The 16,216-nt window shown below is 28.6% G+C and carries 15 protein-coding genes; 8 read left to right on the top strand and 7 right to left on the bottom strand.

Going from position 1 to position 16,216, the window contains the following annotated elements; genetic code table 11:
• Positions 1 to 48: 48 nt before the first annotated feature.
• Both AELL_RS02215 and AELL_RS02210 read right to left on the bottom strand, forming a co-directional pair.
• Positions 49 to 636: an EF-hand domain-containing protein gene (locus AELL_RS02215; protein WP_118916375.1), complete on the bottom strand. Its 588-nt coding sequence runs from the start codon at positions 634 to 636 to the stop codon at positions 49 to 51.
• 69 nt (positions 637 to 705) lie between these two features.
• Complete coding sequence (locus AELL_RS02210; protein ID WP_118916374.1) at positions 706 to 1,998, bottom strand: L,D-transpeptidase; 1,293 nt, start codon at positions 1,996 to 1,998, stop codon at positions 706 to 708.
• Between the two features lie 159 nt (positions 1,999 to 2,157).
• Between AELL_RS02210 and AELL_RS02205 the strand changes: the two genes are divergently transcribed.
• From AELL_RS02205 to AELL_RS14400, 3 genes are read left to right on the top strand one after another with little or no spacing between them, the layout of a single operon-like run.
• A complete protein-coding gene (locus tag AELL_RS02205; protein ID WP_118916373.1) occupies positions 2,158 to 3,378 on the top strand; it encodes a MotA/TolQ/ExbB proton channel family protein in 1,221 nt (406 codons plus the stop codon).
• Positions 3,379 to 3,384: 6 nt separating this feature from the next.
• On the top strand, positions 3,385 to 4,416 hold the full coding sequence (locus AELL_RS02200) for an OmpA family protein (RefSeq protein ID WP_118916372.1): 1,032 nt from the start codon (positions 3,385 to 3,387) through the stop codon (positions 4,414 to 4,416).
• The gene (locus AELL_RS14400) at positions 4,416 to 4,547 is read left to right on the top strand and encodes a hypothetical protein (protein ID WP_268878299.1); all 132 of its coding nucleotides are present in this window, start codon (positions 4,416 to 4,418) and stop codon (positions 4,545 to 4,547) included. The genes AELL_RS02200 and AELL_RS14400 overlap by 1 nt, the downstream gene beginning before the upstream one ends.
• Here AELL_RS14400 and AELL_RS02195 read toward each other — a convergent pair.
• Complete coding sequence (locus AELL_RS02195; protein WP_118916371.1) at positions 4,537 to 5,463, bottom strand: D-2-hydroxyacid dehydrogenase; 927 nt, start codon at positions 5,461 to 5,463, stop codon at positions 4,537 to 4,539. The genes AELL_RS14400 and AELL_RS02195 overlap by 11 nt on opposite strands.
• Before the next feature lie 9 nt (positions 5,464 to 5,472).
• Positions 5,473 to 6,450: a hypothetical protein gene (locus AELL_RS02190; RefSeq protein ID WP_118916370.1), complete on the bottom strand. Its 978-nt coding sequence runs from the start codon at positions 6,448 to 6,450 to the stop codon at positions 5,473 to 5,475.
• Positions 6,451 to 6,626: 176 nt separating this feature from the next.
• On the opposite strand from AELL_RS02190, the gene prpB reads away from it, so the two are divergent.
• The 5 genes from prpB to AELL_RS02165 all read left to right on the top strand — a co-directional run bounded on the left by prpB (position 6,627) and on the right by AELL_RS02165 (position 13,775).
• Positions 6,627 to 7,511 carry a methylisocitrate lyase gene (gene prpB, locus AELL_RS02185; protein WP_118916369.1) on the top strand — a complete coding sequence of 295 codons (885 nt, stop codon included), beginning with the start codon at positions 6,627 to 6,629 and terminating at the stop codon, positions 7,509 to 7,511.
• A gap of 52 nt (positions 7,512 to 7,563) precedes the next feature.
• Positions 7,564 to 8,673 carry a citrate/2-methylcitrate synthase gene (locus tag AELL_RS02180; protein WP_118916368.1) on the top strand — a complete coding sequence of 370 codons (1,110 nt, stop codon included), beginning with the start codon at positions 7,564 to 7,566 and terminating at the stop codon, positions 8,671 to 8,673.
• 108 nt (positions 8,674 to 8,781) lie between these two features.
• Positions 8,782 to 11,379 (top strand): Fe/S-dependent 2-methylisocitrate dehydratase AcnD, encoded by a 2,598-nt coding sequence (gene acnD, locus AELL_RS02175; protein WP_118916367.1) that lies wholly within the window; start codon positions 8,782 to 8,784, stop codon positions 11,377 to 11,379.
• A gap of 105 nt (positions 11,380 to 11,484) precedes the next feature.
• On the top strand, positions 11,485 to 12,660 hold the full coding sequence (gene prpF, locus AELL_RS02170; RefSeq protein ID WP_118916366.1) for a 2-methylaconitate cis-trans isomerase PrpF: 1,176 nt from the start codon (positions 11,485 to 11,487) through the stop codon (positions 12,658 to 12,660).
• A gap of 110 nt (positions 12,661 to 12,770) precedes the next feature.
• A complete protein-coding gene (locus AELL_RS02165; RefSeq protein WP_164967205.1) occupies positions 12,771 to 13,775 on the top strand; it encodes a GGDEF domain-containing protein in 1,005 nt (334 codons plus the stop codon).
• A gap of 6 nt (positions 13,776 to 13,781) precedes the next feature.
• Here AELL_RS02165 and AELL_RS02160 read toward each other — a convergent pair whose 3' ends face one another.
• The 3 genes from AELL_RS02160 to AELL_RS02150 are packed head-to-tail and all read right to left on the bottom strand — an operon-like array spanning position 13,782 to position 16,155.
• Positions 13,782 to 14,324 (bottom strand): hydrolase, encoded by a 543-nt coding sequence (locus tag AELL_RS02160; protein ID WP_118916364.1) that lies wholly within the window; start codon positions 14,322 to 14,324, stop codon positions 13,782 to 13,784.
• A gap of 40 nt (positions 14,325 to 14,364) precedes the next feature.
• On the bottom strand, positions 14,365 to 15,303 hold the full coding sequence (hemC, locus tag AELL_RS02155; protein WP_118916363.1) for a hydroxymethylbilane synthase: 939 nt from the start codon (positions 15,301 to 15,303) through the stop codon (positions 14,365 to 14,367).
• A gap of 18 nt (positions 15,304 to 15,321) precedes the next feature.
• On the bottom strand, positions 15,322 to 16,155 hold the full coding sequence (locus AELL_RS02150) for a thioredoxin domain-containing protein (RefSeq protein WP_118916362.1): 834 nt from the start codon (positions 16,153 to 16,155) through the stop codon (positions 15,322 to 15,324).
• Positions 16,156 to 16,216 lie beyond the last annotated feature (61 nt).

Here is a 16,216-nt window from a genome sequence, read left to right as displayed (position 1 = left end):
TTATCTAAAAGTAAAATATTGAGGATGTAAAAACACCCTCAAGTAGAATTATTGTCTTTGTTTCATTTGATGATTTAAAAACTCTTCTTTACTAATATTTCCATCATTATTAGTATCTATATCTGAAAATGGCGGCTGATTACCTACATTTTTCATCATTTTACCCTCTGAGGCTTTTTGTTCCATTCTTTTTTCTCTTGATTCTTCCATCTCTTTAGAACTAATCATTCCATCATTATTCAAATCAAAACTTTCAAAATCTAGCATATTACCTTGTCCCATACCTTGAGTCATCATTCCTTTATTACCTTGCTTGTTTTGCATTTGTTTATTTTGACCTTTTAACAACTCAATCTCTGTTAGTTTTCCATCTTTGTTTGTATCAAATGCACTAAAATCTGCTACATTTCCTGCATTTTTCATAGGCATTCCAGCTTGTGCTTTTTGCTCTAATCTTTTTTCTCTTATATCATTAAACTCTTTTTCACTTACGAAACCATCTTTATTTATATCATAAGTTGAAAACTCTATTGGACCTCGATTTGGTAACTCTTCAGCGATAACACCACTTGCCATAACCGACAAAGAACCAGCAACTACTAAACCTAATTTAATAACTTTTGTTATACTTTGCATAATCTTATCCTTTATATTTGGGTAACTTATTCTACTCTTTATTTAATATAATTTTTATAATATAAGTTACTATTTCAAAACAACTTTTACTTTATCCAAACTATTCATATTTGCAAAATCATTTATTAGAGTTGCAAGTTGTAAAACATCACTATTTTTCATTCTAATACAACCTGCTGATTCATTTGTACCAATTGTTTTTTCATTTAAAGTTCCATGAATTCTATATGTACTTTTCCCATCAACAATATGTGTTAGATTTATTTTAGCAGCTCCCATATAATTGTATTTATGTCCAGGAGGAACAACCGAAGGGAGATTTATTCCTCTTTTTCTAAAAGTTTTTAAAGTATCAGCCGTTGGATACCAAACAGGATTTAAAGAGATTTGAGAGATTTTTCCAACACCAAAAGGTTTTTTTACATCATCTTTTCCAGTTGAAACTCTATAAGTTTTTATCTCTTTTAGATGGTTATCTATCTGAGCTTTTACTGTCATATAATTTGTAACAGAATTTACTTCAATAATAAGTTGTTGATAATCTGCAATATTAGCTTCAATATCTTCTTCAACTTCTTTTACAACAATAGGTTTAATTTCCTCTTTTTTAGGTATCTCTTTTTTGATTACTTTTGGTTTTTCATAACTTTTTGTAATTTTTTGCACTTTTTCTTTTTTTTCAAGTTGCTCATTCGCCCTATCAAATTCATCCATACTAATTTGTCTTAACTCTTCTTCATATGAAGCAATTTTTTCATCATTTTCTTTCTCTTCTATTGAGCTATTTTCTTTTGCTAAAGGTACAACTTCCTCTTTTATTTCAATTTTTTCTTCCACATCTTCATCATCTACAAATCTTTTTCCCTCATCAAATGGATAAGAACTAACTAATTTTAACTCTTGTGTATTTGGAACAGCAGAAACTAAAGGGAACTCTTCTACTTTTTTCAAAGGAACAGTTACTTCATTCTCTTTTGGTATTATTGTTTCAACTATCTCTTCTTGAATTACTGAATCTTCTAAATCTATATAAACTTTTTTATTATTCTCTTTTAATTTTAATATTTTTTCTTCTAACTCTTTTACATAAGGTTTTTGTTGTTTTACATAAGATGAAGAATTTTTTATAGTTTGATTAGCAATTTTTTTATCATCATAAACATTCAAATATGTAAAATATCTATTTTTATTTTTTACAATAAGAACTTCTCCACTCATACTCTCAAGTATTCGTTTTTTACAAAAAAGTGCATTTTCTAAATTTGAAGTTACACAAACTGAAATTGTATATTTTTGTGCATTTGCAAAAACAAAAGAACTATTACAAATAATAAATAATAAAGTTAAAATTTTTCTAATCATAATTATATTTTACTCTTTTCATCGATTTGTTGGTATTTTACCCTTAAATAGTTGTAAATTTATTTATATTCTCAACATAAATATACTAAAATTTATCATTTAATATAATAACTATGTTAAACTTCCACTTTCAAAATAATTAACTATATAAGGATGTTCATGTTCACTGATGATGATTTTATTGAACTTAACTCAAAATTTTACACAACTTGTAAACCTCAATCAAGAATTTTTACACTACTTACTGTACCTGCTGCTTTATTTGCAATTATTCTAGTATGTTATTTAGGATTTTTGCCTTTAAAAGTTGAAATTCACAGTGTTGTATTGATTGGTTTTATATTTTTTATTTACCTATTTTTTGTAAAACACAATGCTTATTATGTTTCTTGTAAATTTAAAACTCAATATTCAGAATTAGTTTTTTATCTAAAAGAATATATCAATAAAAACTTATTAACAATTGGTGAAACAACAAAAGCAAATGGAAGTGTTGATGACTTTTTAAAAGACTATACAAGTAATATAAGAAATACAAACTTCTCTTCAATCGCTTCAGGAATTTTCCCAACTCTAGGGATTTTAGGAACATTTATCTCAATTGCATTTAGTATGCCTGATTTTACTTCTGGAACTACAAGTGCTTTAGAATCTGAAATTTCTAAACTTTTAGGTGGAGTTGGAACAGCTTTTTATGTTTCAATTTATGGTATTTTCTTATCAATTTGGTGGATATTCTTTGAAAAAATTGGAATGAGTAGATTTGACCATGATACATTTATAATCAACGAAAATACTAAACATTTTTTCTGGACAAAAGTTGATATTGAATCAATTCACATAAAAAGTAATTTAGATAATTTTACAAAAATGAGTGAAGTATTTAATCAATTAACTTCAAGCAATATTTTAGAAAATATAAACTCTTCAATCGAACATAGATTTGAAGTTTTAGAAGAGATTTTGAAAAAAGAGTTAATTTTATCTTCTAAAATTGCAGAAAACATTGATAATAATGAAAGATTATCAATCATGTTAAAAGATATGACTTTAAATATGCAAACAACAATAAAAAGCTTTGAAAAACAAAAAGATTTATATGCTTTAAATGCAGAGTTATTAAATGCAAATATTGAAAAATTAAATTCTCACATGGGGAACTTAAGTTCAGATAATTTAAAAGCAATTTATACAAATATTGTAAAAAGTATCGAAACTATGAAAAGTGATATGGAAAAAATTGAATGGAAATTCAAACAAGGTCTTGAAGAGTATGATGAAAATATTACTTTTAGATTGAAAAACTCTCTTGAGTTAATAGATGAAGAGACTACAAAAATCATAAAAGATTTTAAAGAATTTAAAGAAATATCAAAGTAGTAAAAAATGTACAATAAAGAACAAAAAAATGATGAAAACTTTTGGATATCTTATGCCGATTTAATGGCAGGATTACTTTTTGTATTCATCTTAGTAATTGGAGCTATTGTAATAAAATATGTTTATACACAAAGTAATTTAGAAAAAGAAAAAGCAGCTTTAAACTCAAGTGAAGAGGCAAAATCAAAACTTTTTTATGAATTAGCAAAAGCAAAAAATCTATATGAAACTACAAAAAGTGATTTAGATAAAGCAGCATCTGAACTAAAAGATAAAGATAATAAAATCTCTTTAAATCTTGCAGAAATTGAAAAATTAAAAGCTTTACTTTTAGAATATGAATTAAATGTAAAAGATGAAAAAGATAAAAATGAAAAATTATCAGCAGAATTAACTGAAAAAACAAATATGATAAGTTTAAAAGATGAAGAGTTAACTATGCTTGCTGATAAATTATTAGTTCAAACACAAATTCATCAAAAAATGGTTGAAGAGTTTGATATAGCAAAAATCAAAATCAAAAACCTAACAGGTATAAAATTAACTGTTATTGCAAAACTAAAAGAGAAACTTGGAAAATCAATCAATATAGATGAAAAAAGTGGAGCTATTAAATTCTCTTCAAATATTTTATTTGACCAAAACTCTTATATTTTAAAAGAAGATGCAAAAAAAGAGCTAAGTAATACTTTGAAAAAATATTTGAATACTTTACTTGGTGATAAAGAGATGAAAAAATATATTGAAAGTATTACTATTGAAGGGCACACAAATAGTGATGGAACTTATCTTTCAAATCTTTCATTATCTCAACAAAGAGCCCATGCAGTTATGCAATTTTTATATGATTCAAATATCATAGATAAAAATCTTTTATCAACTTATGTAAATTCAAGTGGAAGGTCTTCTTCTGATTTGATTTTAGATAAAAATGGTGTTGAAGATAAAGATGCGTCAAGAAGAATAGAGATTAAATTTACAATTAAAAATGAAGAAGCAATAAGAGAAATTCAAAATTATTTAGGTGAGAAAAAATAATGGAAATTCCAAAAGACCAGCTTTATGAACCTAGAAATTTAGAAGAGTTATCAAAAGAGATAAAAGAAAAGATTGAAAAAAAGAGATTATCTTTTTTTCAAAAACTTTTCAAATTTTTATTTAGAAAATAAAATCTTCTATATTTTGAGCAACCATTTCTACAAGTCTAGTTCTAGCTTCAATACTTGCCCAACCAATATGTGGAGTTAATAAAAGTCTATCTTTATTTTTAACTTTTAAAAGTGGATTTGACTCTTCAATTGGTTCTTTATTTACAACATCAATCCCACAATAAATCTCTTTTTCATCTATAAGTTTTGCTAAATCATTTTCATTTATAATTCCACCTCGACCAAGATTTAGTAAAATTGCACCTTTTTTCATATTTTTCATATTTTCATAATTTAATAAATCTTTAGTATTTTCATTTAAAGGTGCGTGAATAGAGATAATATCACTTGTTTTTAGTAACTCATCAAGACTTACTTGTTTATATTCACTATTTGAATTTTTTCCACTTGTTGAAAAATAAACTACTTCACAATCAAAAGCTTGTGCTTTTTTTGCTAAATTTCGTCCTATTTCTCCAAGTCCAATAACTCCAACTCTTTTTTTATCAAGTTCATAAAATGGTTCATCTATATGTGTAAAAATTTTTGATTTTTGCCATTTTCCTTCATCTACATAAGATTTGTAATAATTTAATTTTTGAACAAAATAAAAAATCATTGAAAATGCAACTTGAACTACACTTGAAGTTGAATATCCTGCAACATTTTTTACTTCAATATCTTTTTCTTTTGCATAAACTAAATCTACATTATTTGTTCCTGTTGCAGTTATACAGATAAGTTTTACACTTGAATCATCCATTTCATCTTTACCAATAACAACTTTATTAGTAAGAACTATATCTGCATCTTTTATTCTTTCTTTTGTTTTTTCTTTTTTTGTTACATCATAAGAAGTAACTTCTCCATATTTTTCAAAAATAGAAACATCAATATCAAAACCTAAAGTTGCCCTATCTAAAATTACTATTTTCATATTTATCCTTTAATTTCTTCTTTGTCCCGGTTTTGGAACACTTACATCTTTTTGTAAATCTACACTCAAATTATTATAGAAAAGTTCACCATAATTTGTCTCACGATTTATAGTTTCATATGCTTGTTTTATGTCATTACTATATTTTAAAGCATCTTGTAAAATTTTTATTATCTTTACAGATTCTAAAAAGTTCACATGAGATGGAGCTTCAATAGGTGAACTATAATATTTATGCATTCTTTCAACTAATGATTTATTTCTAATTTCAATAAAAACTGATTCAATTGGAGATTTAAAAAATAGAATTTTTTGTTTTACATTTATTGAAATATAGGTAGTTTCCATTCCATAAATTTTTCTTGAAAAAGAGTCAAATAAAAATAATTTTTTATTGTAATTATTATTGAATAGTTCATAAATCAATTCAAGAATTTTTATTTTTTCTTCTTTTGTATAAAAGTTTCCAATACTTGCAAAACAAAATGATAAAATTGATTTTATTGAATACCATTCAGTTGTATCATAATCATATCTTAGCATTTGGTCAATTCTTGCTTGCTTTAATTCTTCGATATCTGGACTCGTAGAACTTTTGTACACTTTCTGTACAGCGGAATCTCTATACATAGGTCCTGGAAACTGTGCTTGAATTACAAATCTTCTGTTTTTTTCCATTTCCATTATATATTTTAATCTACCATAATAGTCTTCATCTATAATTCTTACCTCTTTTTGAGGAATTTGAGTAATAGATTTTAAAAACTCTTCACCATAACATCCCTCTTCCCAAATATAATCAGGATATCTAAAAATCTGACAAATTTTATCTTTTATATCTTTATTTGGTTCAATATCAGTTACATTATCAATCCACGATGTAACAGTTCTTCTATCCTTGTTTATCATTGAAGCAAACTTTGAAATACTCAAATTTGATCTTTTAAATATCTCTATAAATTTTTCTATTGAATTTTTATAATTCATAATGCACCTTCAAGTTAATATGTTCAAATATTGTACCATTATTTATCATAAAAAACAAATATTGTACATTTATTATTTTTTGTAAAATAAATTGCAATTTATCTTCCAAAAATCATACAATCCTTGTATGTATAAATCATGTATAATGACATTCAACTTAAATTTAAAGGATGTGTATGAGCGCAGGAAAAAAATTTAGAGAAGCCTTAAAACAAGAGTCTCCTTTACAAATCGTAGGAACAATTAATGCTTACCAAGCATTACAAGCTACAAGAGTAGGACACAAAGCTATCTACTTATCAGGTGGAGGTATTGCAAATGCTTCTTACGGTTTACCAGACTTAGGTATGACAATGATTGAAGACGTATGTATTGATATTAGAAGAATTACTTCTATTTGTGATACTCCATTAATCGTTGATGCTGATACTGGTTGGGGACATGCATTTAATGTTGCTAGAACAGTTAAAGAATTTATTAGATCTGGTGCTGCTGGTATGCATATTGAAGATCAAGTTGCTGCAAAAAGATGTGGACACAGACCAAATAAAGAATTAGTATCTACTGAAGAAATGTGTGACAGAATTAGAGCAGCTGTTGATGCTAAAATGCAATTAGACCCAGAATTCTACATCATTGCTAGAACTGATGCACATGCTAGCGAAGGTCAAGAAGCTGCAATCGCTAGAGCTAAAGCTTACGTTGAAGCTGGAGCAGACGCAATTTTTGCTGAAGCAGTTCACACTTTAAAAGAATATAAAGAATTTACAGAAGCTATCAATGTACCAGTATTAGCAAATATTACTGAATTTGGTGCTACACCATTATTTACAACTGAAGAATTAGCATCTGTTGGTATTGCAATGGTTTTATATCCATTATCAGCATTTAGAGCAATGAACAAAGCTGCTTTAGCTGTATATCAAGAATTAAAAGATAAAGGTACACAAGAAGGTGTTCTTAATACAATGCAAACAAGAATGGAATTATACGATATGTTAAATTACCATGCTTATGAGCAAAAAATGGATGAATTATTTTCAAAAGGTAAAGCTAAATAATTTTAGCTTTACAAATAAACAAAATTTGAATATACAAAACTAAGGAGAAAATATGGGTGGATTAGCAGGTGTTACAGCTGGAAGTTCAGCAATTTGTACATGTGGATTAGGAAATGGTTTAAATTATAGAGGATATGCAATTCAAGATTTAGCTTTAAAAGCAAATTTTGAAGAAGTAGCATATTTATTATTAGTTGGTGAATTACCAAATAAAGCTCAATTAAAAGATTTCACTAGAAAAATCATTGCAGGAAGAGAATTACCAATTTCTGTTAAAAATGTTTTAAAATCAATTCCAGCTTCTTCTCATCCAATGGATGTTATGAAAACAGCTACTTCAGCTTTAGGTTGTGTTGAACCAGAAGCAGAAGATTTTTCTGATCAAATGGCTAAAATCATTAGATTATTAGGTGCTTTCCCATCATTTTTAGTTTACTGGCACCACTGGCACAAAAATGGTAAAGAAATCGAATTAAAATCTGAAGAGACTACAATCGCTGGTTATATCTTAGAAAGATTAAAAGAGACTAAACCATTAGCTGTTGAAGTAAAAGCTATGAACGCTATGTTAACTTTATATGCTGAGCACGAATTTAATGCATCTACTTTTGCAAACAGAATTACAGCTTCAACTTTATCAGATATCTACTCTTGTATGACAACTGGTATTGGTACTTTAAAAGGTCACTTACATGGTGGAGCTAACGAAGTTGCTATCAAATTCGTTCTTCAATTCGACAATGTTGAGCACGCATTAAAATCAGTTGATGAATTATTTGCTAGAAAAGAAAAAATCATGGGATTCGGACACAGAGTATACAGAAATGTAGACCCAAGATCTCCAGTTGGATTTGAATTAGCAAACGAATTAAAAGAGTTAGAAACTTCTGACCCTAAATTATTTGATATTGCAAAAGCTATCAGAGACAAAGTAAAAGCTGAAAAAGGTTTACCAGATAATATCGACTTCTTCGGTGGATTAATTTACCACTACATGGAAATCGAAAGATTATACTATACACCATTATTCATTATGTCAAGAGCTGCTGGATGGGCTGCTCACGCATTTGAACAAAGAGCAAACAACAGAATTATCAGACCAAGTTCAGAGTATACTGGACCAGAGCCAAGAGAATTCGTTCCTATGGAAGATAGAAAATAATTCTATTTTTAAATTCAAACTTTCAAGTTAAGCTTTTAAAGCTTACTTGAAAATTGGTGGGCATTTGCCCAAATTCCCATAAAACTATATTAATACGGATATAAAAATATGACAAACGAAAAATATCTTAAAGACCTTCCAGGTGTTGATGGTGTTAAGTATTATGATGTAAAATCTGCAGTAGAAGATATCACTCCAGGTTCATTTGCAAAACTTAACTATACATCAAGAGTATTAGCAGAAAACTTATTAAGAAAATGTCCTTCTGAAGATTTAAAAGATTCATTAGTACAATTAATTGAAAAAAGAACAGACAAAGATTTCCCTTGGTATCCATCAAGAGTTATTTGTCACGATATCTTAGGTTTAACAGCATTTGTTGACTTAGCAGGATTAAGAGAAGCAGTTGCAAGTAAAGGTGGAGACCCACTAAAAGTAAATCCTGTAGTACCTACTCAATTAATCGTTGACCACTCATTAGCAGTTGAGTGTGGTGGATTTGATCCAGATGCATTCCAAAAAAATAGAGATATCGAAGATAGAAGAAATGCAGATAGATTCCACTTTATTAACTGGACTAAAGAAGCATTTAATAACGTTGATGTTATTCCTCCAGGTAACGGTATTATGCACCAAATCAACCTTGAGAAAATGTCTCCAGTTGTTCACTTAAATGATGGTATTGCATCTCCTGATACATTAGTTGGAACTGACTCACATACTCCTCACGTTGATGCACTAGGTGTTATCGCTGTTGGTGTTGGTGGATTAGAAGCTGAAAACGTAATGCTTGGAAATCCTTCTTATATGAGGGTTCCTGAAATCATTGGTGTTGAAATCGTAGGAACAAGAGCTCCTGGAATTACAGCTACGGATATTGCATTATCATTAACTTCTTTCTTAAGAGAAAACAATGTAATTTCTGCATACTTAGAATTCTATGGTTCAGGAATCAAATACCTTAACTTAGGTGATAGAGCTACTATTGCAAATATGACTCCTGAATATGGTGCAAGTGCAGGTATGTTCGCTATTGATGACCAAACTATTTCTTACTTAAGAGTAACAGGTAGAGAAGAAAAACAATGTCAATTAGTTGAAGCTTATGCTAAAGCTAATGGTTTATGGGCAGATGCATTTGCAGAAGCTACATATGCTAGAACTTTAAAATTTGATTTAACATCAGTTTCAAGATCTTTAGCTGGACCTTCTAAACCACATAAATTAGTACCAACTTCTACTTTAAAAGCTGAAGGTATTGTAAAAGAGTGGAAACAAGATGGTGATAAAATTCCAGATGGTGGTATTTTAATTGCTGCTATTACTTCTTGTACAAATACTTCAAACCCAAGAAACGTTATTGCTGCTGGTTTAGTAGCTAAAAAAGCTAACGAACTTGGATTAACAAGAAAACCATGGGTTAAATCTTCATTAGCACCAGGTTCAAAAGTAATTGAAGTTTATTTAAAAGAAGCTGGATTATTGCCTGAATTAGAAAAATTAGGATTCGGTGTAGTTGGTTTTGCATGTACTACTTGTAACGGTATGTCAGGTGCTTTAGATCCAAAAATCCAACAAGAAGTTATTGATAGAGATATCTATTCAACAGCTGTATTATCTGGAAACAGAAACTTTGATGGAAGAATCCACCCATACGTAAAAGAAGCATTCTTAGCATCTCCTGCATTAGTTGTTGCATACGCATTAGCTGGAACTGTAAGATTTGATATTGAAAATGATTCTTTAGGTAAAGATGCTAATGGTAAAGATATTAAATTAGCTGATTTATGGCCAACAGATGCTGAAATTGATGCAATTGAAAAAGAGTATGTTAGACCAGAGATGTATAAAGCTATTTATGATCCAATGTTTGCAAGAAATGGATTAACTGGAACATCAGCATCTCCATTCTACAAATGGAATACTCAATCAACATATATTAACAAACCTCCTTATTGGGAAGATGAATATATGCAAATGCCAGCATTAAAAAATATGAGACCATTAGGGGTATTCCCAGATAATATCACTACTGACCACTTATCTCCATCTAATGCAATTTTACCAACGTCTGCGTCTGGTGAATATTGTTTAAAAATGGGATTACCAGTAGAAGACTTAAACTCTTATGCAACACATAGAGGGGATCACCATACAGCTTCAAGAGCTACTTTAGCTAACCCTAAATTATTTAACGAAATGGTTAAAAAAGAAGATGGGAGCGTTAAACAAGGTTCTTTAACAAAAATTATGCCTGAAGGTAAAGAATCTAGAATGTGGGAAGCTATAGAAGAGTACACAAATAGAAAACAACCTTTAATCATCATTGCTGGAACTAACTATGGTCAAGGATCTTCTAGGGACTGGGCTGCAAAAGGTGTAAGACTTGCAGGTGTTGAAGTTTTAATTGCTGAGTCAATTGAAAGAATTCACAGAACTAACTTAGTTGGAATGGGTGTATTACCATTACAATTCAAAGATGGTGACACAAGACATACTTATGCAATCGATGGATCTGAAACTTTTGATATCGAAGGTGAAATCACTCCAAGATGTGATTTAACTGTAGTTATGACAAGAGCAAATGGTGAAGTTGTTAAATTCCCTGTAACTTGTAGATTAGATACTTCTGCTGAAGTTGATGTTTACAAAAATGGTGGAATCTTACAAAAATTCGCTAAAGATGTTATTGCATCTTCAAAATAATTAAATATCTAAAAAGCATCTATTGATGCTTTTTAGTTCTAAAGCTTAACTAGAGAAATCAAAGATTTTTTTATTTAATTTTTAAAATTTAAAAAGGAGAAACGAATGGCATATCAACCACAATTTAAAGTTAAAGCTACATATATGAGAGGTGGTACTTCAAAAGGTACTTTCTTTAATATTGCAGATTTACCAAAAGAAGCACAAGAAGATTCAAGAAAAAGAGATAAATTATTACAAAGAATCGTAGGTTCTCCAGACGTTTATAAACAACAAATGGATGGAATGGGAGGAGCAACTTCTTCTACTTCTAAAGCTATTTTAGTTGGAAAATCAACTGTTCCAAATCATGATGTAGATTACTATTTCTGTCAAGTTGCAATTGATAAAGATTTCGTTGATATGAGTGGAAACTGTGGTAACTTAAGTTCTGCAGTTGGACCTTTTGCTATTAAAGAAGGATTAGTTGATAATGTACCTGAAAATGGTGTTTGTTGTGTAAGAATTTGGCAAGCAAATATCAAAAAAACTATTTTATGTTATGTAAAAATGGAAAATGGAATGGTTAAAGAAATGGGAGATTACTATATTGATGGTGTTGCTTTCCCAGCTGAAGAAATCGTTTTAGAATTTGCTGAACCTGTTGACCCAAGTGAAGAATTATTCCCAACTGGAAATTTAGTAGATGATTTAGAAGTTCCAGGAATTGGTACATTTAAAGCAACTATGATTACAGCGGGAATTCCAACTTGTTTTGTTAATGCTGCTGATATTGGATATAAAGGAACTGAGCTTCAAGTTGATATTAACAATGATGCTGAAGCACTTGCAAGATTTGAAGTTATTAGATCTTATGCTGCTTTAAAAATGGGATTAATTTCTGATTTAAAAGAAGCAGAGACAAGACAACACACTCCAAAAATTGCTTTTGTTGCTCCTAAATCTGATTTTACTACTTCAAGTGGTAAAGAAGTTAAAGCAGATGAAATAGATTTACATGTAAGAGCATTATCTATGCAAAAATTACACCACGCTATGATGGGAACTGCTTCAGTTGCTATTGGTGTTGCTGCTTGTATTCCAGGAACTTTAGTAAACTTAGCTGCTGGTGGTGGAGAAAAAACTGCTGTTGAATTTGGTCACCCATCAGGAACTTTAAAAGTTGGTGCAGTTATTAAAGAAGAAAATGGAAAATTTGTTGTTGATAAAGCAACTATGAGTAGAAGTGCAAGAATTATTATGGAAGGTCATGTTCACGTTCCAGCGGGAACTATGGATTAATTCTACAAATCTTCTCATTTCAAAAAAAGCCTAGATTCTTTCTAGGCTTTTTTTATTTCTACTTAAATATTTTATGCTACCATAAGCAAAAAATTTCATGGAGTTAAATATTGGATAAACTATTCAAATTCAATCCATATGAAGCCCTAAAATCTATTCTTGAAATTACTTCTTATCACACTGGTGATGAATTTATAGAACATACTGCAATAGAAATAAAAAAACTTTTTCAAGCAGATTTAGTTTATATAACTAAGGCCATTGATTTTAATCCAACAACAAAAGTTGAAATTATCTATTCTACAAATGAAAAGATTCCAAAAATAATTGACCTAAATGGTATTCCTGGAAAGTTTGTATTTGATAATAAAATTATCAAAATTAAAGAAGATGTAAAATACAATTTTTTAGATTTACTAGAAGAAAAATTTGAAAGCTTTTATGGAATACCAATTAGTGATGAAAAACAAAATTGTATAGGACATATTGCAATTTATTCTAAAAAAATTAGAGATTTACCTATAGAATTAGATGATATTGCTTTAATTTATTCAAGAAAAATTGAAAGAGAATTAAGAAGAATTGCTTTAGAAAAAGAGAATACTATCATAAGAAAACAGCTTGAAGAGTTAACTATTACAGATACCTTAACAAATTTATATAATAGAAGATATTTTACAAAAGTGTGTTTTAATATTTTTGCTCAAGTAAAAAGAGATTTTATTCAAGCAACTTTAGCTTATATTGATATTGATGATTTTAAATGTATAAATGATAAATTTGGTCATGAAGGTGGAGATTTTGTATTAAAACATTTTTCAGAAATTTTACTTGATGAATCAAGAAAAGGTATCGATTTCATCTTTAGATTAGGTGGAGAAGAGTTTTGTATTATTAGTATAAATACACCTTTAAATTTTGCTTCTGATTATTTAAAAAGAATTATGGAAACAACTTCAAATAAATTTTCTAAAACGAAATTTGGTGCAATTACTTTAAGTATTGGATTAGTTGAATTTTCAAAAGATTTTGATTCATGTGATGAAATATTGAGTCTTGCAGATAAAAAAATGTATAAAGCAAAAAAAGAAGGAAAAAATTCTTTAGTAAAATAGAAAATTCTATTTTACTAAATTTGAAATCTCTTTAAAACAAGGATTTTTTGCATTTAAAGTTAATTCAAATAGAAGTGATTCATAAGTTGTTGGAATTACTCCTGCTTGGATTAATCTTTGTAAAGCAATATCTGTATCTTTTTGTTTTCTAGAACTACAACAATCAGTTACTAAAACAACCTCTAATCCAGCTTCTATTAAATCAATACAAGTTTGTAAAACACAAACATGTGTTTCAATTCCTGCAACAATCACAACTTTTTTATTAGCTGCTTTTATTGCCTCCATTGTTGGTTCATTTTGACAACAAGAAAAAGTAGTTTTTTCAAATGATGGATAAGTATCAACTAATTCTTTTAAAGAAGGAATTGTTTCACCTATTCCCTTTTTATATTGTTCATTTACAATAAATGGAACATTTAAAGCTTTTAAACCTTTTACTAAAATTAGTAAATTTTTTTCTAATTCTTCTTTATTTGAAATGTGTGGAAATAATTTTTCTTGAACATCTACCAAACAAAAAAGCGTTTCTTCAACATTTATTCTCATTTTATCTCTCCTTAAAATGGTAAAATATTCTACAACTCTTTTATTTAAAAGCTAATTTCTCAGCTCTTTCTAATAAATCCTTTGCACCTTGGTCTATAAAATTTTGAGCTAATTTTTGACCAACTTTTTCAAAATCCTTAATACTTGCTGTTATATCTTCACTTAAATATTCACTACCATCAGGCATTCCAACTATTGCTTGAACTCTAATTGAATTTTCATCAATAATTGTAGCTTTTACACCTATTGGAACTTGACATCCACCTTGAAGCGTATCAACAAAACTTCGCTCAATTGTTGATTCAATATGTGCATTTTCATCATTTAAAACTTTTACAATTTCTAATACTTTTGGGTCATTTGTAGTTTCAATTCCAAGTGTTGCTTGTCCCATAGAAGGAATCATAACATCAGTTGAAATTGGATTAAAATATTTAACTTCGTTTTCAATTTTTAATTTTTGAATACCTGTTGCTGCTAAGATAATAGCATCATATTCACCAGCATTTAATTTAGCAATTCTAGTATTAATATTACCTCTTAAATCTTTAAGTACAATATCTGGTCTTAAAATTTTTAATGCCATTCTTCTTCTTAAACTTGTAGTTCCTACAACAGCACCTTGTGGTAAATCATCTATTGAAGTATAAATATTGCTTAAAATAGCATCTCTTGGGTCAAATCTTTTTGTAACAGCAGCAAGCATTAAACCGTCTTCAAATTGAGTAGGTACATCTTTTAGAGAGTGAACTGCTAAATGTGCACTTCCTTCAAGCATTGCAACTTCTAGTTCTTTTGTAAAAAGACCTTTTCCTCCAATTTTAGCTAAAGGAACATCTAAAATCTTATCACCTTTTGTTACAAACTCTTGTAATTCAATTTGCATATTTGGATAATGTTCTAAAAGTCTTGCTTTTACATATTCACTTTGCCAAAGGGCTAGTTGACTTCTTCTTGTTGCTATTACTAATTTTTCCATATTACCTTCTTATAAAATTTATTTTTTCCCTAAAGTTTCATACTTTTGTCGTGAAGAGTCTTTTACTCCATTTACAAATATAGTTGGTGTTCCTTGAACCATAACTTCTTCACCCATTGCTATATCTTTTTGAAGTTTTTCATTTAACTCTTTTGTATTTATCTCTTCAAGTTTTATATCTGTTTTAAACTCTTTATTAAATGCATCTAAGATAACTTTTTCATCAGTTGATTTTGAATTAAAATAAGGTTCCCAATCAATTTGATAAGTTCTTAATTCAACATCTTTTATACCTTTATGTTTTGCAACTTCAACTATTTTAGATAAAGGTACTGCTGCTGGATGAAGCCCTGTTAATGGGAAATGGTAATAATATAATGCAATTGAATCACTATTTTTATTAACATACTTGATTACGTCAGGAACATAGTCCATACAAAATGGACAAAGAGGATCAGAAAAAATTACAATTTTATCTTTTGCATTAGCATTTCCAGCTATTAATTTTGATTTATCATAATATTTTTCACTTAAATTAGGTGTTACCATATCTTTTAATGATTTTCCAGTTTTAGCATCAAGTAACTCTAAAGCAACATATTTACCATCACTGAAAATTATATCTTTAACATTTAATTCTTTACCTTGTACATTTGCTTTTACATCTAAAATGTATCCATTCCAACCACTTAAAGGTAACTCTTTTTTAGTATTTATTTTTACATCAATTACTTTTACATTTGGATTTTGAGCTACTCTTGTTTTTTCAAACTCTACAACAACATCATCATTTGCAAATAATGAAGCTGATAATAAAACACTTAAAGATAATATTTTTGAAAGTTTATTCATTTATTTTTTCCTTTTTTAAAGCTATTTGCTAGTCTATCTACTTTATATTAATCAAAAGTTA

Origin of the sequence: Arcobacter ellisii (assembly GCF_003544915.1) — a bacterium.
Taxonomy (GTDB): domain Bacteria; phylum Campylobacterota; class Campylobacteria; order Campylobacterales; family Arcobacteraceae; genus Aliarcobacter; species Aliarcobacter ellisii.
This window is presented reverse-complemented; position numbering and strand designations above follow the sequence as displayed.